Origin of the sequence: Leptolyngbya sp. AS-A5, from assembly GCF_039962495.1 — a bacterium.
Lineage (GTDB): Bacteria > Cyanobacteriota > Cyanobacteriia > Leptolyngbyales > Leptolyngbyaceae > Leptolyngbya.
This window is the reverse complement of record NZ_JAMPLL010000001.1, coordinates 288,044-303,576: the sequence shown is the minus strand read 5'-3', so window position 1 is coordinate 303,576 and position 15,533 is coordinate 288,044. Positions and strand designations below refer to the sequence as shown.

Sequence of the window (15,533 nt, the reverse complement as noted above, 5' to 3'; positions counted from 1 at the left end):
CTAAATGAATGCAAGGCTTAATCAATGATTTCGCCGGTTTTGACGAGTTTTCTCACTTTGCGTCCATCTTCGGTGAAGGTGTAGCAAATGCGAGATGCGACTTTTTGCTTTTCGGAATACAGCATCACGTTCGAGCTGTGGATGGGAAATTCGATCGTTTCGATCCGACCGGATTCGCCTTCTTGTTTCGGCTTGATGTGTTTGGTTTTGATGTTCACGCCTCTCACAATCACTTTGCTGAGTTTAGGAAATGCGCGAACAATCTCACCAACTTTGCCCTTATCGTTTCCGGCAATCACTTGTACCGTGTCACCCGCCTTGACGTGCATTTTTAGGGCAACGGGGGACTTTTTCTTCTTCAATGCCATTTACAGCACCTCCGGCGCTAGAGAAACAATCTTGGTGAAGTTCTTTTCGCGGAGTTCACGCGCAACTGGGCCAAACACACGGGTTCCTCTAGGGTTGCCGTCTGCGTTGATAATCACGGCTGCATTGTCATCAAACCGAATGCTCATGCCACTATCGCGACGCAAGGTTTTGCGAGTGCGAACAATGACGGCTTTAACAACATCCGACTTTTTCACTGCCATGTTCGGGATTGCATCCTTCACAACAGCAACAATGACATCGCCAACTCCGGCATAGCGACGGTTGCCACCCAGTACACGAATGCACATGAGCTTCCGAGCGCCGCTGTTGTCTGCCACATTGAGATAGCTTTCCTGCTGAATCATGTCCGTCTCCTGATAGGTTAGGCTTTAGTACTCAGGATCTCAAGCACAGACCAGCGTTTGGTGCGGCTCAAGGGGCGAGTTTCCTGAATCCGGACGCGATCGCCTTGTTTGCACTTGTTTTCTTCATCATGTGCTTTGTAGCGCTTTGTCCGGACGACGATTTTTCCGTATTTTGGGTGCGCGGTGCGGTTTTCCACAGCCACGACCACCGTTTTGTCCATTTTGTCGCTGACAACTAAGCCAACTCTTTCTTTAACTGCCATTGGACTTATTCACCTTTCAACTGTCTTTCACGTTCCACCGTCAGGAGCTGCGCGAGGCGATGCTTGAGGTGTTTGAATTGATGCGGTTTTTCGAGTTGACGAGTTCCTTGCTGCATTCGGAGTTGGAATAACTCTTTCTTGACAGAAAGAATCTGATCCGAAAGTTCTTCGTCGTTTAGCGATCGAGCATCTGCAATTTTCGGAAGTGCCATGATTTATGATTCCTCCTCAACGACTTGCTGACGGGTGATGAATTTCGTTTTGATCGGGAGTTTGTACTGGGCGAGGCGCATGGCTTCACGAGCAGTTTCTTCCGGGACTCCAGCGATTTCAAACATAATCCGACCAGGCTTCACCACGGCAACCCAGTATTCGGGCGCACCTTTACCAGAACCCATCCGGGTTTCTGCGGCACGAGCGGTGACGGGCTTGTCGGGGAAAATTCGAATCCAGATTTGTCCACCCCGGCGAATGTAGCGCGTCATTGCACGACGGCTAGCTTCGATTTGGCGCGATGTGATCCAGGTTGGCTCTAGGGCTTGTAAGCCAAAGTCACCGAAGTTCAGTTGACTTCCGCGTGTCGCCAATCCTCGCATCCGACCGCGCTGTTGCTTACGGAATTTTGTTCTTCTTGGGCTTAACATTGGTCGATACCTGTATGTGGGGAGTGGGGAGGTGGGGAGTGGGGAGCGAGATGTTTCAATGTTCTCTCGTCCCCCTACTCCCTACTGTTCCTACCCTTCGTTCGATCGATCTTCAAATCGCTGACGACGCTGTTGACGACGACGCGGTTGTTGGTTCGGCGCGACAACTTCAGCTTCACGCTCTTGTCCGGGCAGGATTTCTCCTTTGAACACCCAAATTTTGATGCCTAACGTTCCGTAGATCGTTTGGGCAGTCGTGTAAGCATAATCGATGTCGGCTCTGAGGGTGTGTAGGGGAACACGACCTTCGCGAGTCCACTCTGGACGGGCAATTTCAGCCCCATTCAGGCGACCGCTCACTTGGATTTTGATGCCTTCGATGCCTGCACGTTGAGCACGCTGGATCGCTTGGCGCACGACGCGCCGGAAGGAAACCCGACGCTCTAGCTGTTCTGCGATGTACTCGCCAATCAGCATGGCATCAGCATCCACACGAGCGACTTCCACCACGTTAATGCGGATTTGTCGATCGTTTGCGCCTAACGCTTGCTGGAGGTTCGCTCTCAGCACTTCGATTCCAGCGCCACCACGACCGACGACCACGCCAGGGCGAGACGTGCGGATTTCTAAATCAATCTGGTCGGCTTTGCGTTCAATACGGATTTCCGAAATCCCCGGCTTTTTCAGGTTATCCAAGTTCTTCGGATTCTTGGTGAAGAAATGCCGAATCTTGTGGTCTTCCTGAAGCAGATCGGGATAACGATCGGCATCAGCAAACCAGCGCGATCGGTGTTCTTTGATCACACCGAGCCGAAAACCATTGGGGTTAATCTTCTGTCCCATGTTGTTCTCCCTTATGAATCTGCGCCCGGCGCAACGCCGATCGTGATGTGGCACGTCGGTTTGCGGATTTGATATGCCCGCCCTTGCGCTCTCGGTCTAAACCGCTTCAGAACAGGTCCTTGGTCAGCGTAGGCTTGACTTACGACTAGACTGGCACGATTTAAGCCTTCATTATGTTCTGCGTTTGCGGCTGCCGATCGTAGAACCTTGAGAACAGGTTCACAAGCACGATACGGCATGAATTCGAGGATAATCAGCGCTTCCCGATAGGAACGTCCGCGAATTTGATCCAGCACTCGGCGCACCTTGAACGGTGACATCCGAATGTAGCGGGCTACCGCTTTGACTTCTCCTGGTGTTTGTGTCGCCATTGTTCCTACCTCCGCGATTTCTTATCGCCGCCGCCATGTCCCCGGTAAGTCCGGGTAGGCGCAAATTCACCCAGCTTGTGACCGACCATTTGTTCGCTCACGTATACGGGAACGTGAACTTTCCCGTTGTGAACTCCAAAAGTCATGCCGATCATTTGCGGCAGAATGGTGGATGCGCGTGACCAGGTTTTGATTACCTGAGTGTCGCCTTTTGCTCTTGCATTTTCCACTTTTTTCATCAAGTGGTCAGCAATGAAAGGCCCTTTTTTCAATGAACGTGCCATCGTTTTTCGTCCTCTCTAACTTACGATTCGCGTCCGCCACGTCCGCGTTTAGAAGTCTTACGACGACGACGCACGATCAGGGCGCTACTGAGTTTCTTCTTGTTGCGAGTCTTCGCACCCAACGCAGGTTTACCCCACGGTGTCACCGGTCCCGATCGACCGATCGGGGCCCGACCTTCACCACCACCATGCGGGTGATCTACGGGGTTCATCACACTACCACGCACTTCCGGGCGGCGACCCAAATGACGTTTGCGTCCAGCTTTTCCGAGCGTTTGGTTGCGGTGATCGGTATTGCCGACTTGTCCGATCGTGGCGTAACACTCTTTCCGCACCATCCGAACTTCAGTCGAAGGTAGCTTCAGGGTGACGTAATCGCCTTCTTTTGCGGCAACTTGCGCGGCAGCTCCAGCAGCCCGAACGATTTGTCCGCCTTTACCGGCTTGCAGTTCGACGTTATGAACGATCGTACCGAGCGGGATCTTTTCGAGCGGTAAAGCGTTACCAACTTCGATCGGGGCATCGTTGCCTGCTTGCACCTTTGTGCCAACCGTCAATCCAACTGGATGCAGGATATAACGCTTTTCACCATCAGCGTAGAACAACAATGCAATTCGAGCGTTGCGGTTCGGATCGTATTCGATCGCCGCAACCGTCGCGACAACATTGCGTTTATCACGCTTGAAGTCAATGATTCGGTACAGTTTCTTGTGACCGCCGCCCCGGTGACGACAGGTGACAACACCCCGATTGTTCCGTCCTTTATTGCGGTGCTTGTACACCACCAAAGACTTTTCGGGTTCCGACTTGGTGATTTCTGCGAAATCAGGGACACTGCGTTGACGAGTGCCAGGGGTATAGGGTCGAAAATTTCGGATGCCCATAGTTTGCTCTCTGGGTGGTTATACTTCGGGGAACAGAGTGATCGTGTCGCCTTCAGCCAGGGTGACGATCGCTTTTTTGTACTGCGGCTTGAAGCCAATGTACTTACCGACGCGCTTCTTCTTGCGAGGAAGATTCATTGTGCTGATGCCCGTGACTTTCACGTCGAATAAGTATTCGATCGCGGCTCTAATTTCGGGCTTCGAGGCTTTCGGCTGAACTTCAAAGGTGTATTGGTTCAGTTCGAGCAACCGTGTCGCTTTTTCGGTAATCAATGGGCGACGAATGATATCAGCTAAGTTGCGGGGATCAGTCTTCACCGTACACCTCCTGGATTTTCTCAAGTGCTGCGGAAGTCGCAACAATGTGATCTGCATGGAGCAAATCATAAACATTGAGGTTATTCGCTGAAATCAATCTCAGTCGCTCCACGTTCCGAGCGGAGAGATAAACGTTCTCGTCTCGCTCAGCCACGATCATCAAAACTTTCGATCCCGCTTCAACGCCCCATCGCGATAATGCTTGAACAAGCTCTTTGGTCTTCGGGCGAGGCAGCTTATCTGCAAAATCCTGCACCACGATCAAGTCTTCCGCCCGTCCTTGGAAAGCAGTTCTCAGCGCGAGTCTTCGCTCTTTGCGGTTCATCTTGATCGAATAATCTCTGGGTTTCGGGCCAAAGATTACACCGCCACCTCTCCACAGTGGAGAACGGTTTGAACCTGCACGAGCACGTCCGGTTCCTTTCTGTCTCCAAGGCTTGCGACCACCCCCCCGAACTTCTGCACGGGTTTTAGTCGAAGCATTTCCCTGACGAGCATTCGCCAATTGACGAATCACGGCGCGGTGCAAAATGCCAGCAGCGCTTTCGGGTCTTGCGGTTTTGAGATCGATCGCTGCGGTTCCCGCTTCAGTCCCGTCCCAATCTTTTACTGTAAAGTCTGCCATGTTTTACTTACCCCCAACGGTCTTAGCGGGCAGGATTTGCACAAGCGCTCCGGGCTTTCCGGGCACTGCCCCTTTAATCAGAATGACGTTGCGTTCTGTGTCCACACGCACAACAGTCAGCTTCCGAACGGTGGTCTGAGTTCCGCCTAAGCGACCTGCCATCCGCTTTCCTGGGTAGACCCGTCCGGGAGTCGTTCCCGCTCCGGTTGAACCCGGCTCACGGTGGTTTTTAGAACCGTGAGACATCGGGCCTCGTGCAAAGTTGTTGCGCTTTTGATAACCCGCGAAACCGCGTCCAATGCTGGTTCCAATCACATCTACGGTTTGACCTGCCTCAAACAGGTCAGCATTCAACTGCTGACCGAGGGTGTATTCTCCCGCGTTGTCTACTCGATACTCGATCAGATGTCGCAGAGGTGGCGAATCTGATTTTTTCAGATGACCCAGTTCAGGCTTGTTCAATGCCTTCTCGGTGCATTCACCATATCCAATCTGGATGGCGGAATAACCGTCTGTTTCTTTGGTTTTGACTTGGGTTACGGGGCAGGGGCCAACTTGAATGACGGTAACAGGGATTGCTCTCCGTTGCTCGTCGAATACTTGAGTCATGCCCAGCTTTGTGCCGATAATGCCGACAGCCACTGTTCTTTCTCCTTGTTTACACATCATGACAAATGCAGCGAACAGGCTTCGCCTCGATCGCCGATTTGTGTCTCAGTCACTCCAACGGAGTCCACGGTCGGAAGACCAGAAGAATCTTACCTCTAGGAGATTAGAGGCAGCGGATTCCGCGTGTTTCGTTGTGCTTCAGGCATTCATGAAAAAGCTGAGGTTGAGTCATGCTCTGGAATGCGAATTCCGATCGGACTTAAGTAAGGTGCTACTCAGTTTCCGGGAGTCGGAATACAGTTCGCGAAAAGAACTGAAGTCTAATGGTTTCAGCTTTCTCGCCTGAAGGTTGCGATTCTAGGGGTTTCAGAGAGGTGATCGCGCACTTCTAAAAAACTTATCTGCAAAGAATATTCGCAGAAATTCCCCGAAATTCGCCCAACTGAATTTTAGCGACAATTAAACAGTGTAGAACAAGATTGGTAAAACTGTCTACAAATTTTTCGAGTCGAGATTAGCACAGAAGCAGCGATTCCAATTTACTCAGCAAGGGCACTGTAGAGTTATCGATTCGACATGCTGATCATTAATGTTTACTCTTCAACGTTTAGGAAATGGCTGAACATTTCAAACTGAAACAGAATTAGAAGAGTTTGGCTGGCTGAACTTGAGTCATTTATTCGGCTTCCTACCATTAAAACGCCAGCATTTTGTAAATGAACAGTTCTGCGATATTCTCGCGCTTGCTAACAACAATCAACTTGTAGTGCTTGAACTGAAAAACAATGAGGATCGCTATGTCGTTCAGCAACTTACACGCTGCTACCACGCTTTGCTACAGGAGAAGCCCTTTCAAGATCAGGTAGACTACTCGAAGCCTATTCGCTTGATTGCGATCGCACCATCATTTCATCGAGACAATCTGATTGATAGAAAATATAGTCTTTTAGCTGTTAAGTTTCTAGCTTTTGACATTTTGCACGAACAGTCCAAGTTCAACTGGCGCTTGCAAGATGCGGACAGTAGGCAGGTTTGGCATCTTAATATCCCATACCAAGCCTCAGAAATGTCTCACACGCTGCCCCCAGTTCCTCGAAAGTTAATTAATCGACTATCAGACGTAGAAGAAGCTAGACGGGAGCGGATTTTGCAGATTCGTCAAAAGATTCTAAGCTTTGACAAGCGAATGAAAGAAACCTCCCTATCATCCTCGATCGTGTATGGGAAAGGAAAAACCGCTTTATGTGCAGAATTGAAATTCGGCTCTCTGAGCGGCTCAAGATCCAAATCCAATTTATTTTTGTGGCTTCCTCACCTTACAAGAAAGTGCATTGGTCGAATGCTGATTTGGAATACTGAGAGCTTAAGGAAACTAGAGCGTATGGGCTATTACCCCAATAATAGGCGGTATGATTTTCAAGGGGAGTCTCCACATTTGATGGTGAAAGCGCTTCAGGAGTGGGAATATTTTCAAGACTCATACGGCGCAAGGAAGTATGCCAAGCTGATTCAAAATCCCGATCGACTTGATGACCTTGAGCTATTCATCGAGATTGCGCTTGAGAATTGGATCGAACGAATTTGAATGCACAGCTTGGGGATACGATCGCTCTAACAGTCTGTAGCATTTGGGGTTGGGGGAGCGATCGTTAGCTTAATAACTCTCATCGATACGATAACGACATGAGATTATTATTTGAGCTTGATTGTTTTCAACTGAATGCCGTACCTCGATCGCAATGCTGTAATCTCACCTTCAAAGCTCACAGAATATTTATTAGTTCCCCTGCGTAAAGATAATAAATCGCAGTTTCTTGCCAGAGCAGGCTACACTCTAGAAAATTGGCAACAGCTAGAGCAGGATTTGCGATCGCAAATCCTTCCCTTAGAAGCGACACCTACTCTTTTAACTCGGTATGGTCAGAAGTACGGCATTAGTGGTGAGTTGACAGGAGTGAATGAAATCTCGATCGCGGTTACAACGATTTGGATTGTTCAAGCAGGGGTAACTCGCTTTGTCACCTTGTTCCCAAATCAAAAGGAGGAAGCACCATGAAGTTTCAGCTATTCACCCAGGTTGCTCTAAAGAAAGATTTGCCACAGTTTGGCGTGAAGAAAGGCAGCATTGCCATAGTTGTTGAAGTTTACGAGATGTCAAATGGTGAGGAGAACGGCTATAGCTTAGAAGGATTGATTCCAAACGATACAATCGAGGTTAGTGAATCTCAAATCGAAGCAGTCACTACACCGATTGGTACATTTACTCACTAAAACCTTCACCTTTCAAGCTGTGGTGCAATTTAATTGCTTTTCTGAAACTCGTAGGCACGATCGCTCATGCAGTTTGTAGCGTTTGGGGTTGGGGGAGCGATCGCTCCTCACCTACATCTCAAATCGACAATAGAACTACAATCGTGTTAAGGCACTGAACCGCTCAGGAGCGAGACAAATGACAACTTTGCTGATTCAAACTGAGCAATTTCCTTTGGTTGTTAGCTTTCCTACGATCATGCAGATGACCGATGAACCGTTTTATGAGGTTTGCTAAGCCAATCGTTTGGATCGATCACCTGAAATTTTAGAGCATTCTGAAGCAGTGAGCGGTGATTCAGAGTTGCCTGGATTTGTCCTGCAAATGGCAAAAATTTGGTAAATTGCTACTTTCCGGGTTGTAGTGCAACTTGATTGTTTTGCTGAAAGTCGTACCACGATCGCTTCAATCCCTCTGGTGCAGAAAAGCGCGAATCATACACCGTAATCACATTGGTTAGCTCACGTCCCGGAGATTGCACAATCCGATCGCCGACTGCTAATGCAACCGAAGTTCCACCATCGAGATTCATCGCTTCGTAAGCACCAATTGATCGCATAATTACTGCTTCTTTTTCTAGTGTAATAGGCTGGTGGAATGTGACGAAATAGAGGCGATTCGCGTTTTTGGGAAAGCCGATCGCCGATCGTACTGCCACACCGGAAACAGCCGGATCGCTAAAGCCCTCTTGCTGAGGATTGATAGATATCTCGCCTTGTTTAAGCAATCGAGGGCCAGCGGTGAGCGAGAACCAGTGTTGGTTCCAGTGCGGTTTACCTTCAGTGCGGGCTGTGATCATCTCAGGACGATTACCGCGACGAATGCCTAATGTTGTGCCATAGTTCTCCCAAGGACTGAACTTCAGGAAGCGCCCGCCTGCAACCATGTTTCCCATCACGCGCTTCTGGTCATCCATGCTGAAGAATGTTCCATTGATAGTTAGCGCAGCTTTGCTACGGCGTACCATTGCTTGAAAAGCTTCGTCTCCACGAGTCGATCGTGCACTATTCGCCTGACTTGCTTGGTTTGCAAGTCCAATGCTGATAAAAGTTTTGGGATCATTCAGATCGATCGTTGCAAGTCGAATCGGGACACCTTTGATCGTGCCTTCGATAAATGAAATTGGGTGGGCAATTCGAGGACGTTCAGACTGGGCGATCGCCATAGTGCGATGCGGTGCTTGTGGAGTCGTTGAGACTTGGGGAAAGATCATTGCACAAGTAAATAGTGCACAGGTTGCAGTAACTGAAATGCTACCAGGAAGCGAGGATAATCGACGAATCATGAAGCGCTTGCATGAGAAACTTTGATGATCATGCCTTGTGTATCAATTTTTCAGAAGATACTTAAAAATCTGTAATTTCTCTAAGTGCAAATACTATCAGAGACAATCCGCAAAAGATTCAATGAATGTAGAGGGATTAGAATAAAGTGATAACGATTACTCCAAACACCATGATTGCGGCTCCGGTCAGACGTTCTCGTAATCCTCTTTCGTGAAACAGAAAATGCCCGAACAATACACTGATTAGAGCGCTCATGCGTTTCACTGCAATGACTTGTGTTACCAAAGTGTAGGTTACTGCAATCATCTGAAAGGTAATGGCGATCGCATGAAACAATCCAATCACCATCAATGGTTTCAGGTTAGGCAGAATTTGATTGAACTTACGACGTGAGTTAAACCATGCGATCGGGAACATTCCCACTGCTAAATAACTATACAAAGCAGCTGACCAGAACAATGGCGAAGAATGTACTACGCCCACTTTATCGAAGTTAGCAGTAATGCTCCAGATAAAAGCAACCATTAACATAAAGCGGCTACCTCGATTACGAAACAAAGCTCTCAAGGGTGCAAAGTAACCATTCCGGCGTTCACGTAAGTTTAGAACATATGAGCCAACAACAATCAGGAAGATACCGATCGCATCTGCAGAAGTCGAACTTTCCTGCACGATCAACGGCGATGTAACTAAGAGAAACAGGGGGGTCAATGTTACTAAGGGAACTGTCAGTGATAAATCTGCAATTTGAAGGGCGCGAATGTAGAGGGCAAAGGAAATGACATTCAAGCTACCCCCGATTAACAAGGCTATCCAAAACTGAGGATCAATCTTTGGAATTCCGGTTAGCAACAATAGTGGAACTAAAAAGATAACAGCAAAGATATTTGCAACCCAAGCAACAATGTAAGCATCTAGATTTCTGAGACTGTGTTTGCTGGAAACATCCTTCAAAGACTCAAAAAAAGCCGTTAAAATTGCAAATACTAACCAAATCATGAGGGTTCCGTGGTTTCTTCTTTTCCGACGATTCGCTTTTTACAGCAGCCAACTTCTGAAGCTTGGATTCATCAAGCGATCGCAAGCTTGGACACAATTCTGCTCGATCATTCTCACTGTGAGCGAAAAGCTGCAGGAGTCGCATTAAATCTCATGTTCCGTTATCCTTCTAGTGCGAAATTAGTACGGATGTTAACCGCGATCGCCCAAGAAGAGCTAGAACACTTTGAGCAAGTAAACCAAATTTTGGAGCGTCGCGCTATCCCTCTTGCGCCACTTGCCCCACCGCCTTACGGAGCTAGCTTGAATAAACAGATTCGCCGCGAAGAACCCGATCGGCTGTTAGATTCGCTGCTGGTGTCAGGACTGATCGAGGCTCGGAGTCATGAGCGCTTAGGATTGTTGGCGCAACATTGCGGGGATCAAGAACTGGCAAAATTCTATCGTGCATTGATGGCATCAGAAGCGCGACACTATGGCGTGTATTGGACGTTAGCAGATACTTATTTTGAGCGGTCGCAGATTACACAACGATTAGAGGAATTAGGCGCGATCGAAAGCAAGATTCTATCAATATTACATCCTCAACCTAGAATTCATAGTTGATGCAGTATCAAGACTTTCTCGTTCGGCATTGGCAATTCTCGGATCGAATCAACGCATTCAATCTGATTGGTTCTGTGTTGGCAGAATATGGACTGACGCAAGAACCAGAGGGAGCCGATCGCGATGTATTAGAAGTTGAGAATTTCTATCAGAAACAGAACGGTGAATTTTGGGTGATTGAGCGAGACAACAAATTGGTTGGAACCGGAGCTTACTATCCAATTTCACGCGGTCAGAATGCAGTCGAGATTCGTAAGATGTATCTATTGCCCGAAGCACGAGGTGTTGGGTTAGGAAAGTTCTTATTAACTGAATTGGAAAGTGCGATCGCTAAAAAAGAATTCGATCAAATTTGGATAGAGACTGCCAGCGTTTTGAAAGAAGCGGTTCAACTGTATGAACGTAATGGATATGAGCCGAGTACCGGAGTTGAGACTTTGCGGTGCGATCGAGTTTACGTCAAGTATTTGAGATAGCTTCTTATCTAACGCAAGCTTCACGAATTACAGCGTTAGATATCAATCCCGTCCCATAACTTTGAAATTGGGAACGTCTCTCCCGCTCTTCCTTGAAGAATGGCTTCTTGTAGGTCAGCTAAAATCTGTCCGCTTGCATCGTTTTCGTCGATCGCATCAAGCCCACTTTCCTCTAATTGCAGGAGCTTGATCAGTTCTTTCCAAAGTTCAACCGGAATTAGCACATCAGTTTTTTCGCCTGCTGCATTCGTGACATATTTTACGCTGGCTTGAACCTCTGGAATTGGCATAATCGCACCTCTACAAAGGTTTTTCAATTATAAAAACAGCCCTCGATCGCATACTCAGCGATCGAGGGCTGCTTTCATTCAATCAAATCAACTTAGCTGAGGCGACCCGTCACATACGAGGGCGACAGATCCGACCACGACTGTTTCACCAAGTCCGCATCTGCTTTCACACTACCGAGGTAGTTTCCAGCAGGCAGCGAGGGGAAGCGCTTGTACGGAACCACATCTTCGCCAAAGTAGCGCGTGTATTCTGCACTATTAACCATCGCCTCAACCGCACCTTTCAAGCCTTGATCCGCCAGGATCTTGTTGTACTCGCGGATTTCGCCTTGAGTTGCGGGCGCACGACCCAGCAAGTGACGGAACAAGAATTCAATCACTTTCGTATTCGGGTACGGGGCATAGAAGCGACGGACATAGATGTCTGAGCTTGCCAAAGACTTGACGAACTCACGCACAGAGATTTCACTGTTGCGAAGTTTACTTTCAAGGTCAGAGCGTCTAAACTGGCTCGGCACCTGTCCGCTGAACACATCCATCACTTGCACGTAGATGGCATTGATTACCAGTTCGCTTTCGCCCTGCGTCATGCCCGGATTCATCCGATAGATGCGAGCAGGTTTACGGCGGCTAGTTCCGACTCCTTCTTCAACTGACTGACCGTCACCGTTGGTGTAGGATTTGCCAAGTTGAATAAATCGGGGCTGGCTACCATCAGGCTTGCGCTCTTGGATGGCGAGGTCTGCAATCGCGGCTGCGGTCAACGGCATTTGTGCCACATCCATGCGCGATCGTGCAGGCGAGAAGCTCGGAACCTCTAGCTTGTTGTTTTGCTTGGTGAGCTTGTTGTACAGGGTTTGAGAGTTCGGGAAGTTCGCCGCAGGCAGGGTTAAGAAGCGGTTGTAAGGAACTACGTCTTCACCGAATGCTTCAGCGTATTCCGCACTGTTCACCATTTCGGTCACAAATGCTTTCAAGCCCTGAGCTGCAAGGATCTTGTTGTATTTGCGAATTTCAGCTTGATCCAGTGGGGCACGTCCTAAGAAGTGCTTAGTTCCCAGTTCGATCACTTTCGTGTTCGGATAGGGCGTGTAGAACTCTTTGATGTACAGGCTGGAGCTTCCTAAGCCGATGATGAATTCTTTTAGGTTGATTTCACCATTGCCAAGCTTACTTTCGAGAGCAGAAAATTCATTCTGAGCGACATAAGGTGCGATGTCGCGCTCGAACACTTGACGATAAGCGGCTCCGATCACGGTCTTGAGATTCGTCTTGTCGTTGAGTTGCGTCAGCTTGAACACTTTGGTTTGTTCGCGCTTCTTGCTAACTCCTTGATTGATTCGGAAATCAATATCAGGTTGTGTCCGGATTCCGCTAGCGGTGCCCAATTCAACGAAGCGAGGCGTTTCTTCCTTCGTGACCTTCGTGCCTTTATCTTGGATCGAACCTACACGAACGGTTCTGGATGACAGGCCCGCAGGAGTGAGATAGCGCTCATACGGAACGGTATCTTCTCCAAAGGTTTTGTTGTACTCTTCGGTGTCAAGAATTGCGTCGATGACGGCAAAAACGCCTTTCTTCGAGCAGAGATCAAAGTATTTGTTGATTTCTTGACGACCGTAAGTCGGACGACCCAGTAAGCGACGGTGGATGTATTCGATCGCTTTCGTCACATACAGTTTTTCCCAGTACAAGCTGCGGAACAGGGGCGATTTTGCCAGACGACGCACGAACTCTTTGACGGTGATTTCGCCGTTTTCCAGCTTGATTTCGTCAACTTTGAGCCGTTGTCCTTCGTAGACATCGCGACCGAAGACTTGCAGATATGCCGCTTTGATCACCGCTTGGGTCGAGCTTTCTGAGAACTTGGTGCTGATGCCCTTTGTGCCCGAAGATTTCTTTGCAAACGATCCCGTAAAGCTGGGGCTTTGGTCGTATTTGAAGACTTTCGGGCCTAAAGATCCGGGAGCAGCGCCACGCGCACTCGGATTGCTCACTTGGTTGTTGATACCCGGACCGCGATTAATTAGAATCCGGCGAGTATCTTTACCGAATGGAGCAGGGCTGGCGCTGGGGTTCTTGGTTTCTTTCGGAAAGATTGCACCGAATTGAATTTCGAGCGGATCGTTTCCAGAACCGTAAGGATGCTGATCCGGTAGCGGTTGGTCATAGGAAGCAAAGGTCGTAAGGAATTGTGGCACCTTGCGGAACGGAGCGCTGTAGTTAAACAGGTCTTGTTGCGGTCCCCAATTGCGGCATTCTTGCGCTTCTTGACCTAAACCGCGCAGATACGGAACGGTTTCTTCGCCGAAGTAGTCGCTGTATTCTTTGGAATCGACGAGCGCATCGACGAGGGCGCTTAGACCTCCAGCCGAGACGATCGAGAAATACTTCTGCACTTCTTCGCGCGAAGAAGGCCCGCGACCAAGAATATGACGGAACGCCAATTCTAAAGCGCGGCTATTAATATACGGTTCAAAGAAATTTTTGCGGTACAGAGGCGATTTTGCTAAGCGGCGGATGAATTCCTTCATCGAAATATCGCCGTTTTTCACTTTGGATTCGAGATCCGAAATCCCTAGTGAGTAAGCGCGGGTAATGTCGCGTTCAAAGACTTGACGATAAGCAGCCTTCACGACATCGTTCTTTTCGCTGCTTGATAGTCCCGGCTTCATCGCGAACTTCGGACGGCGTTCTGCGGCGTTGAAGTAGATTTGCGGCAGTTGCAGACCTTGAAGATCTCCCGAGGGACGCTGACGCACTTTATCCGAAGGAGTCGGCGCTTTGAACTCGGTGATCAGCACATCGAAGTATTGATCGACGATCGTTTTCGCGTCGGCATCGTTGCGGAAGTAGTTACTCGCGGCAACTTTCATCTCTTGCAATGCGACGATCGTGGCATCGGTCGAGCAGGCGCGTTCGATGATCTCGCGCAAGCCGCGGGTATTCACCGAGATAATGTTTGGATCTCCGGCGACGATCGCATAAGTCGTATAGCGTAGGAACCAGCTTAAGTCACGTAACGACTTCGCCATGTTGCTTGGACCATAGCGAGCGACGTTAATCGGACGAAAACCGGGAGGAACTGCACCCGCGCTCGGAGTTAAGAAGAAGTTCCGAATGCCGCCGAACAATCCGCCACCGGAGCCTTCCGCATAAGTGACCGTACCCAGTTTCATTCCTTCTTCGGTATTCAGCGTTGTGCCTGCTACCGTTTTCACAGGTTCTTCAGCAGGCTTTTCGAGGAATGCCATCGGTGAGCCGCCGGTAAAGATGCGGTTTGCCGATCGAGAGACGATCAGTTCTGAGTTTCGCGTCAGGATTTCAGCGATTTCCAGACGTTTTTGTCCGGATTTGAAATACTGCACGAGTTCATCGAGTTCGCCCCGCCCCAAAAAGCGGTCTTGTTGCTCTGCCTGTGAAATCGTAGCAACTGGTACGGTTTGGTATAGTTGCGGGCGTGCAACCGAGCTTCCACCACTTGCCTTAACACTCATTGGATTCTAAAGCTCCCATTTACGGATCGTTACTGTGTTAAATCTGACCAGAGCGTCACCTGGCACGTTATTTCTTGAGAACCAAAGCGCACCGAGGCGCATCAGCCTTCGCACTGTTAAACGATTTGCCCAGGGTCAACCAGTTCATTCTTAGATTAAAACGTTTCGGGTTCTTACACTTGAATTATTAAAAAGTGTGACGAAGCCGATCGTGTTTAGTGCTTTCTCATCATAAAAGACGGGAATTGTTTTTCTGAGAAGCACTATAAGTTTTGTAACAAATTGCATCATAAACTTGAGCGTTGCAGATTGTGCATCAGGCTTCTGATGCACTGTAGGAATCAACGATCGTTCTGTTTTTCGAGGTTTAGAAACAAGGTGCGACTGACTAAAGAACGACTGACTAAAGATAGAGATCGCAGCAGAGTTTAGAATTTAAGCGCGCTTGGCTCACACCTTTCCCAACAATTTCTAAAGAAACCGTGGGTAAGAA

21 protein-coding genes are annotated in these 15,533 nt (G+C 48.7%); 5 read left to right on the top strand and 16 right to left on the bottom strand.

From position 1 onward, the window contains the following. Positions 1–17: 17 nt before the first annotated feature. The 12 genes from rplX to rplC form a co-directional block, all read right to left on the bottom strand. On the bottom strand, positions 18–368 hold the full coding sequence (gene rplX, locus NC980_RS01595; RefSeq protein WP_199298678.1) for a 50S ribosomal protein L24: 351 nt from the start codon (positions 366–368) through the stop codon (positions 18–20). Continuing rightward, positions 369–734 (bottom strand): 50S ribosomal protein L14, encoded by a 366-nt coding sequence (gene rplN / locus NC980_RS01590; RefSeq protein ID WP_058997474.1) that lies wholly within the window; start codon positions 732–734, stop codon positions 369–371. A gap of 17 nt (positions 735–751) precedes the next feature. Then, complete coding sequence (rpsQ, locus tag NC980_RS01585; RefSeq protein ID WP_190378718.1) at positions 752–997, bottom strand: 30S ribosomal protein S17; 246 nt, start codon at positions 995–997, stop codon at positions 752–754. 5 nt (positions 998–1,002) lie between these two features. Further along, positions 1,003–1,209, bottom strand: a complete 207-nt coding sequence (gene rpmC, locus NC980_RS01580; protein ID WP_190378717.1) for a 50S ribosomal protein L29 — start codon at positions 1,207–1,209, stop codon at positions 1,003–1,005. A gap of 3 nt (positions 1,210–1,212) precedes the next feature. Next, the gene (rplP, locus tag NC980_RS01575; RefSeq protein ID WP_026148407.1) at positions 1,213–1,641 is read right to left on the bottom strand and encodes a 50S ribosomal protein L16; all 429 of its coding nucleotides are present in this window, start codon (positions 1,639–1,641) and stop codon (positions 1,213–1,215) included. Positions 1,642–1,731: 90 nt separating this feature from the next. After that, positions 1,732–2,484, bottom strand: coding sequence for a 30S ribosomal protein S3 (gene rpsC / locus NC980_RS01570; RefSeq protein WP_190378716.1), 753 nt, complete (start codon positions 2,482–2,484; stop codon positions 1,732–1,734). 11 nt (positions 2,485–2,495) lie between these two features. Then, positions 2,496–2,855 carry a 50S ribosomal protein L22 gene (gene rplV / locus NC980_RS01565; RefSeq protein WP_190378715.1) on the bottom strand — a complete coding sequence of 120 codons (360 nt, stop codon included), beginning with the start codon at positions 2,853–2,855 and terminating at the stop codon, positions 2,496–2,498. Positions 2,856–2,860: 5 nt separating this feature from the next. Then, on the bottom strand, positions 2,861–3,139 hold the full coding sequence (rpsS, locus tag NC980_RS01560; protein ID WP_058997466.1) for a 30S ribosomal protein S19: 279 nt from the start codon (positions 3,137–3,139) through the stop codon (positions 2,861–2,863). A 20-nt stretch (positions 3,140–3,159) separates the two neighbouring features. Beyond that, positions 3,160–4,023, bottom strand: coding sequence for a 50S ribosomal protein L2 (gene rplB, locus NC980_RS01555; protein WP_190378714.1), 864 nt, complete (start codon positions 4,021–4,023; stop codon positions 3,160–3,162). A gap of 18 nt (positions 4,024–4,041) precedes the next feature. Then, positions 4,042–4,341, bottom strand: a complete 300-nt coding sequence (locus NC980_RS01550; RefSeq protein ID WP_190378713.1) for a 50S ribosomal protein L23 — start codon at positions 4,339–4,341, stop codon at positions 4,042–4,044. After that, a complete protein-coding gene (rplD, locus tag NC980_RS01545; protein WP_190378712.1) occupies positions 4,331–4,966 on the bottom strand; it encodes a 50S ribosomal protein L4 in 636 nt (211 codons plus the stop codon). Before rplD ends, NC980_RS01550 begins: the two co-directional genes overlap by 11 nt. Before the next feature lie 3 nt (positions 4,967–4,969). Beyond that, positions 4,970–5,608, bottom strand: coding sequence for a 50S ribosomal protein L3 (rplC, locus tag NC980_RS01540; protein ID WP_190378711.1), 639 nt, complete (start codon positions 5,606–5,608; stop codon positions 4,970–4,972). A 634-nt stretch (positions 5,609–6,242) separates the two neighbouring features. On the opposite strand from rplC, the gene NC980_RS01535 reads away from it, so the two are divergent. The 3 genes from NC980_RS01535 to NC980_RS01525 all read left to right on the top strand — a co-directional run bounded on the left by NC980_RS01535 (position 6,243) and on the right by NC980_RS01525 (position 7,846). Then, positions 6,243–7,160, top strand: a complete 918-nt coding sequence (locus NC980_RS01535) for an endonuclease NucS domain-containing protein (protein WP_190378710.1) — start codon at positions 6,243–6,245, stop codon at positions 7,158–7,160. Between the two features lie 135 nt (positions 7,161–7,295). Beyond that, a complete protein-coding gene (locus NC980_RS01530) occupies positions 7,296–7,631 on the top strand; it encodes a DUF6883 domain-containing protein (protein WP_190378709.1) in 336 nt (111 codons plus the stop codon). Beyond that, positions 7,628–7,846, top strand: a complete 219-nt coding sequence (locus tag NC980_RS01525; protein WP_190378708.1) for a DUF4926 domain-containing protein — start codon at positions 7,628–7,630, stop codon at positions 7,844–7,846. The genes NC980_RS01530 and NC980_RS01525 overlap by 4 nt, the downstream gene beginning before the upstream one ends. Before the next feature lie 386 nt (positions 7,847–8,232). Here the strand turns inward: NC980_RS01525 and NC980_RS01520 are convergent, their stop codons facing one another. Next, positions 8,233–9,171, bottom strand: a complete 939-nt coding sequence (locus NC980_RS01520; protein WP_199298676.1) for a phosphodiester glycosidase family protein — start codon at positions 9,169–9,171, stop codon at positions 8,233–8,235. A gap of 136 nt (positions 9,172–9,307) precedes the next feature. Beyond that, positions 9,308–10,171 (bottom strand): DMT family transporter, encoded by an 864-nt coding sequence (locus tag NC980_RS01515; protein WP_190378707.1) that lies wholly within the window; start codon positions 10,169–10,171, stop codon positions 9,308–9,310. 9 nt (positions 10,172–10,180) lie between these two features. On the opposite strand from NC980_RS01515, the gene miaE reads away from it, so the two are divergent. Continuing rightward, positions 10,181–10,777 carry a tRNA isopentenyl-2-thiomethyl-A-37 hydroxylase MiaE gene (gene miaE, locus NC980_RS01510; RefSeq protein ID WP_190378706.1) on the top strand — a complete coding sequence of 199 codons (597 nt, stop codon included), beginning with the start codon at positions 10,181–10,183 and terminating at the stop codon, positions 10,775–10,777. After that, entirely contained in the window at positions 10,777–11,253 is a 477-nt protein-coding gene (locus NC980_RS01505; protein ID WP_190378705.1) for a GNAT family N-acetyltransferase, read from the top strand. Before miaE ends, NC980_RS01505 begins: the two co-directional genes overlap by 1 nt. Before the next feature lie 35 nt (positions 11,254–11,288). Here NC980_RS01505 and NC980_RS01500 read toward each other — a convergent pair whose 3' ends face one another. Both NC980_RS01500 and NC980_RS01495 read right to left on the bottom strand, forming a co-directional pair. Beyond that, positions 11,289–11,543: a hypothetical protein gene (locus NC980_RS01500; RefSeq protein WP_190378704.1), complete on the bottom strand. Its 255-nt coding sequence runs from the start codon at positions 11,541–11,543 to the stop codon at positions 11,289–11,291. 92 nt (positions 11,544–11,635) lie between these two features. Beyond that, positions 11,636–15,040 carry a phycobilisome rod-core linker polypeptide gene (locus tag NC980_RS01495; protein WP_190378703.1) on the bottom strand — a complete coding sequence of 1,135 codons (3,405 nt, stop codon included), beginning with the start codon at positions 15,038–15,040 and terminating at the stop codon, positions 11,636–11,638. Positions 15,041–15,533 lie beyond the last annotated feature (493 nt).

What these genes read in the sequence shown, in the direction of transcription:
- rplB (WP_190378714.1), bottom strand. Translation starts at nt 4,023, where the DNA reads ATGGGCATCCGAAATTTTCGACCCTATACCCCTGGCACTCGTCAACGC.
- NC980_RS01530 (WP_190378709.1), top strand. Translation starts at nt 7,296, where the DNA reads ATGCCGTACCTCGATCGCAATGCTGTAATCTCACCTTCAAAGCTCACA.
- rpsQ (WP_190378718.1), bottom strand. Translation starts at nt 997, where the DNA reads ATGGCAGTTAAAGAAAGAGTTGGCTTAGTTGTCAGCGACAAAATGGAC.
- rplP (WP_026148407.1), bottom strand. Translation starts at nt 1,641, where the DNA reads ATGTTAAGCCCAAGAAGAACAAAATTCCGTAAGCAACAGCGCGGTCGG.
- rpsC (WP_190378716.1), bottom strand. Translation starts at nt 2,484, where the DNA reads ATGGGACAGAAGATTAACCCCAATGGTTTTCGGCTCGGTGTGATCAAA.
- NC980_RS01505 (WP_190378705.1), top strand. Translation starts at nt 10,777, where the DNA reads ATGCAGTATCAAGACTTTCTCGTTCGGCATTGGCAATTCTCGGATCGA.
- rplV (WP_190378715.1), bottom strand. Translation starts at nt 2,855, where the DNA reads ATGGCGACACAAACACCAGGAGAAGTCAAAGCGGTAGCCCGCTACATT.
- rpmC (WP_190378717.1), bottom strand. Translation starts at nt 1,209, where the DNA reads ATGGCACTTCCGAAAATTGCAGATGCTCGATCGCTAAACGACGAAGAA.
- NC980_RS01500 (WP_190378704.1), bottom strand. Translation starts at nt 11,543, where the DNA reads ATGCCAATTCCAGAGGTTCAAGCCAGCGTAAAATATGTCACGAATGCA.
- NC980_RS01520 (WP_199298676.1), bottom strand. Translation starts at nt 9,171, where the DNA reads ATGATTCGTCGATTATCCTCGCTTCCTGGTAGCATTTCAGTTACTGCA.
- NC980_RS01495 (WP_190378703.1), bottom strand. Translation starts at nt 15,040, where the DNA reads ATGAGTGTTAAGGCAAGTGGTGGAAGCTCGGTTGCACGCCCGCAACTA.
- rplX (WP_199298678.1), bottom strand. Translation starts at nt 368, where the DNA reads ATGGCATTGAAGAAGAAAAAGTCCCCCGTTGCCCTAAAAATGCACGTC.
- rpsS (WP_058997466.1), bottom strand. Translation starts at nt 3,139, where the DNA reads ATGGCACGTTCATTGAAAAAAGGGCCTTTCATTGCTGACCACTTGATG.
- NC980_RS01525 (WP_190378708.1), top strand. Translation starts at nt 7,628, where the DNA reads ATGAAGTTTCAGCTATTCACCCAGGTTGCTCTAAAGAAAGATTTGCCA.
- NC980_RS01515 (WP_190378707.1), bottom strand. Translation starts at nt 10,171, where the DNA reads ATGATTTGGTTAGTATTTGCAATTTTAACGGCTTTTTTTGAGTCTTTG.
- rplN (WP_058997474.1), bottom strand. Translation starts at nt 734, where the DNA reads ATGATTCAGCAGGAAAGCTATCTCAATGTGGCAGACAACAGCGGCGCT.
- rplD (WP_190378712.1), bottom strand. Translation starts at nt 4,966, where the DNA reads ATGGCAGACTTTACAGTAAAAGATTGGGACGGGACTGAAGCGGGAACC.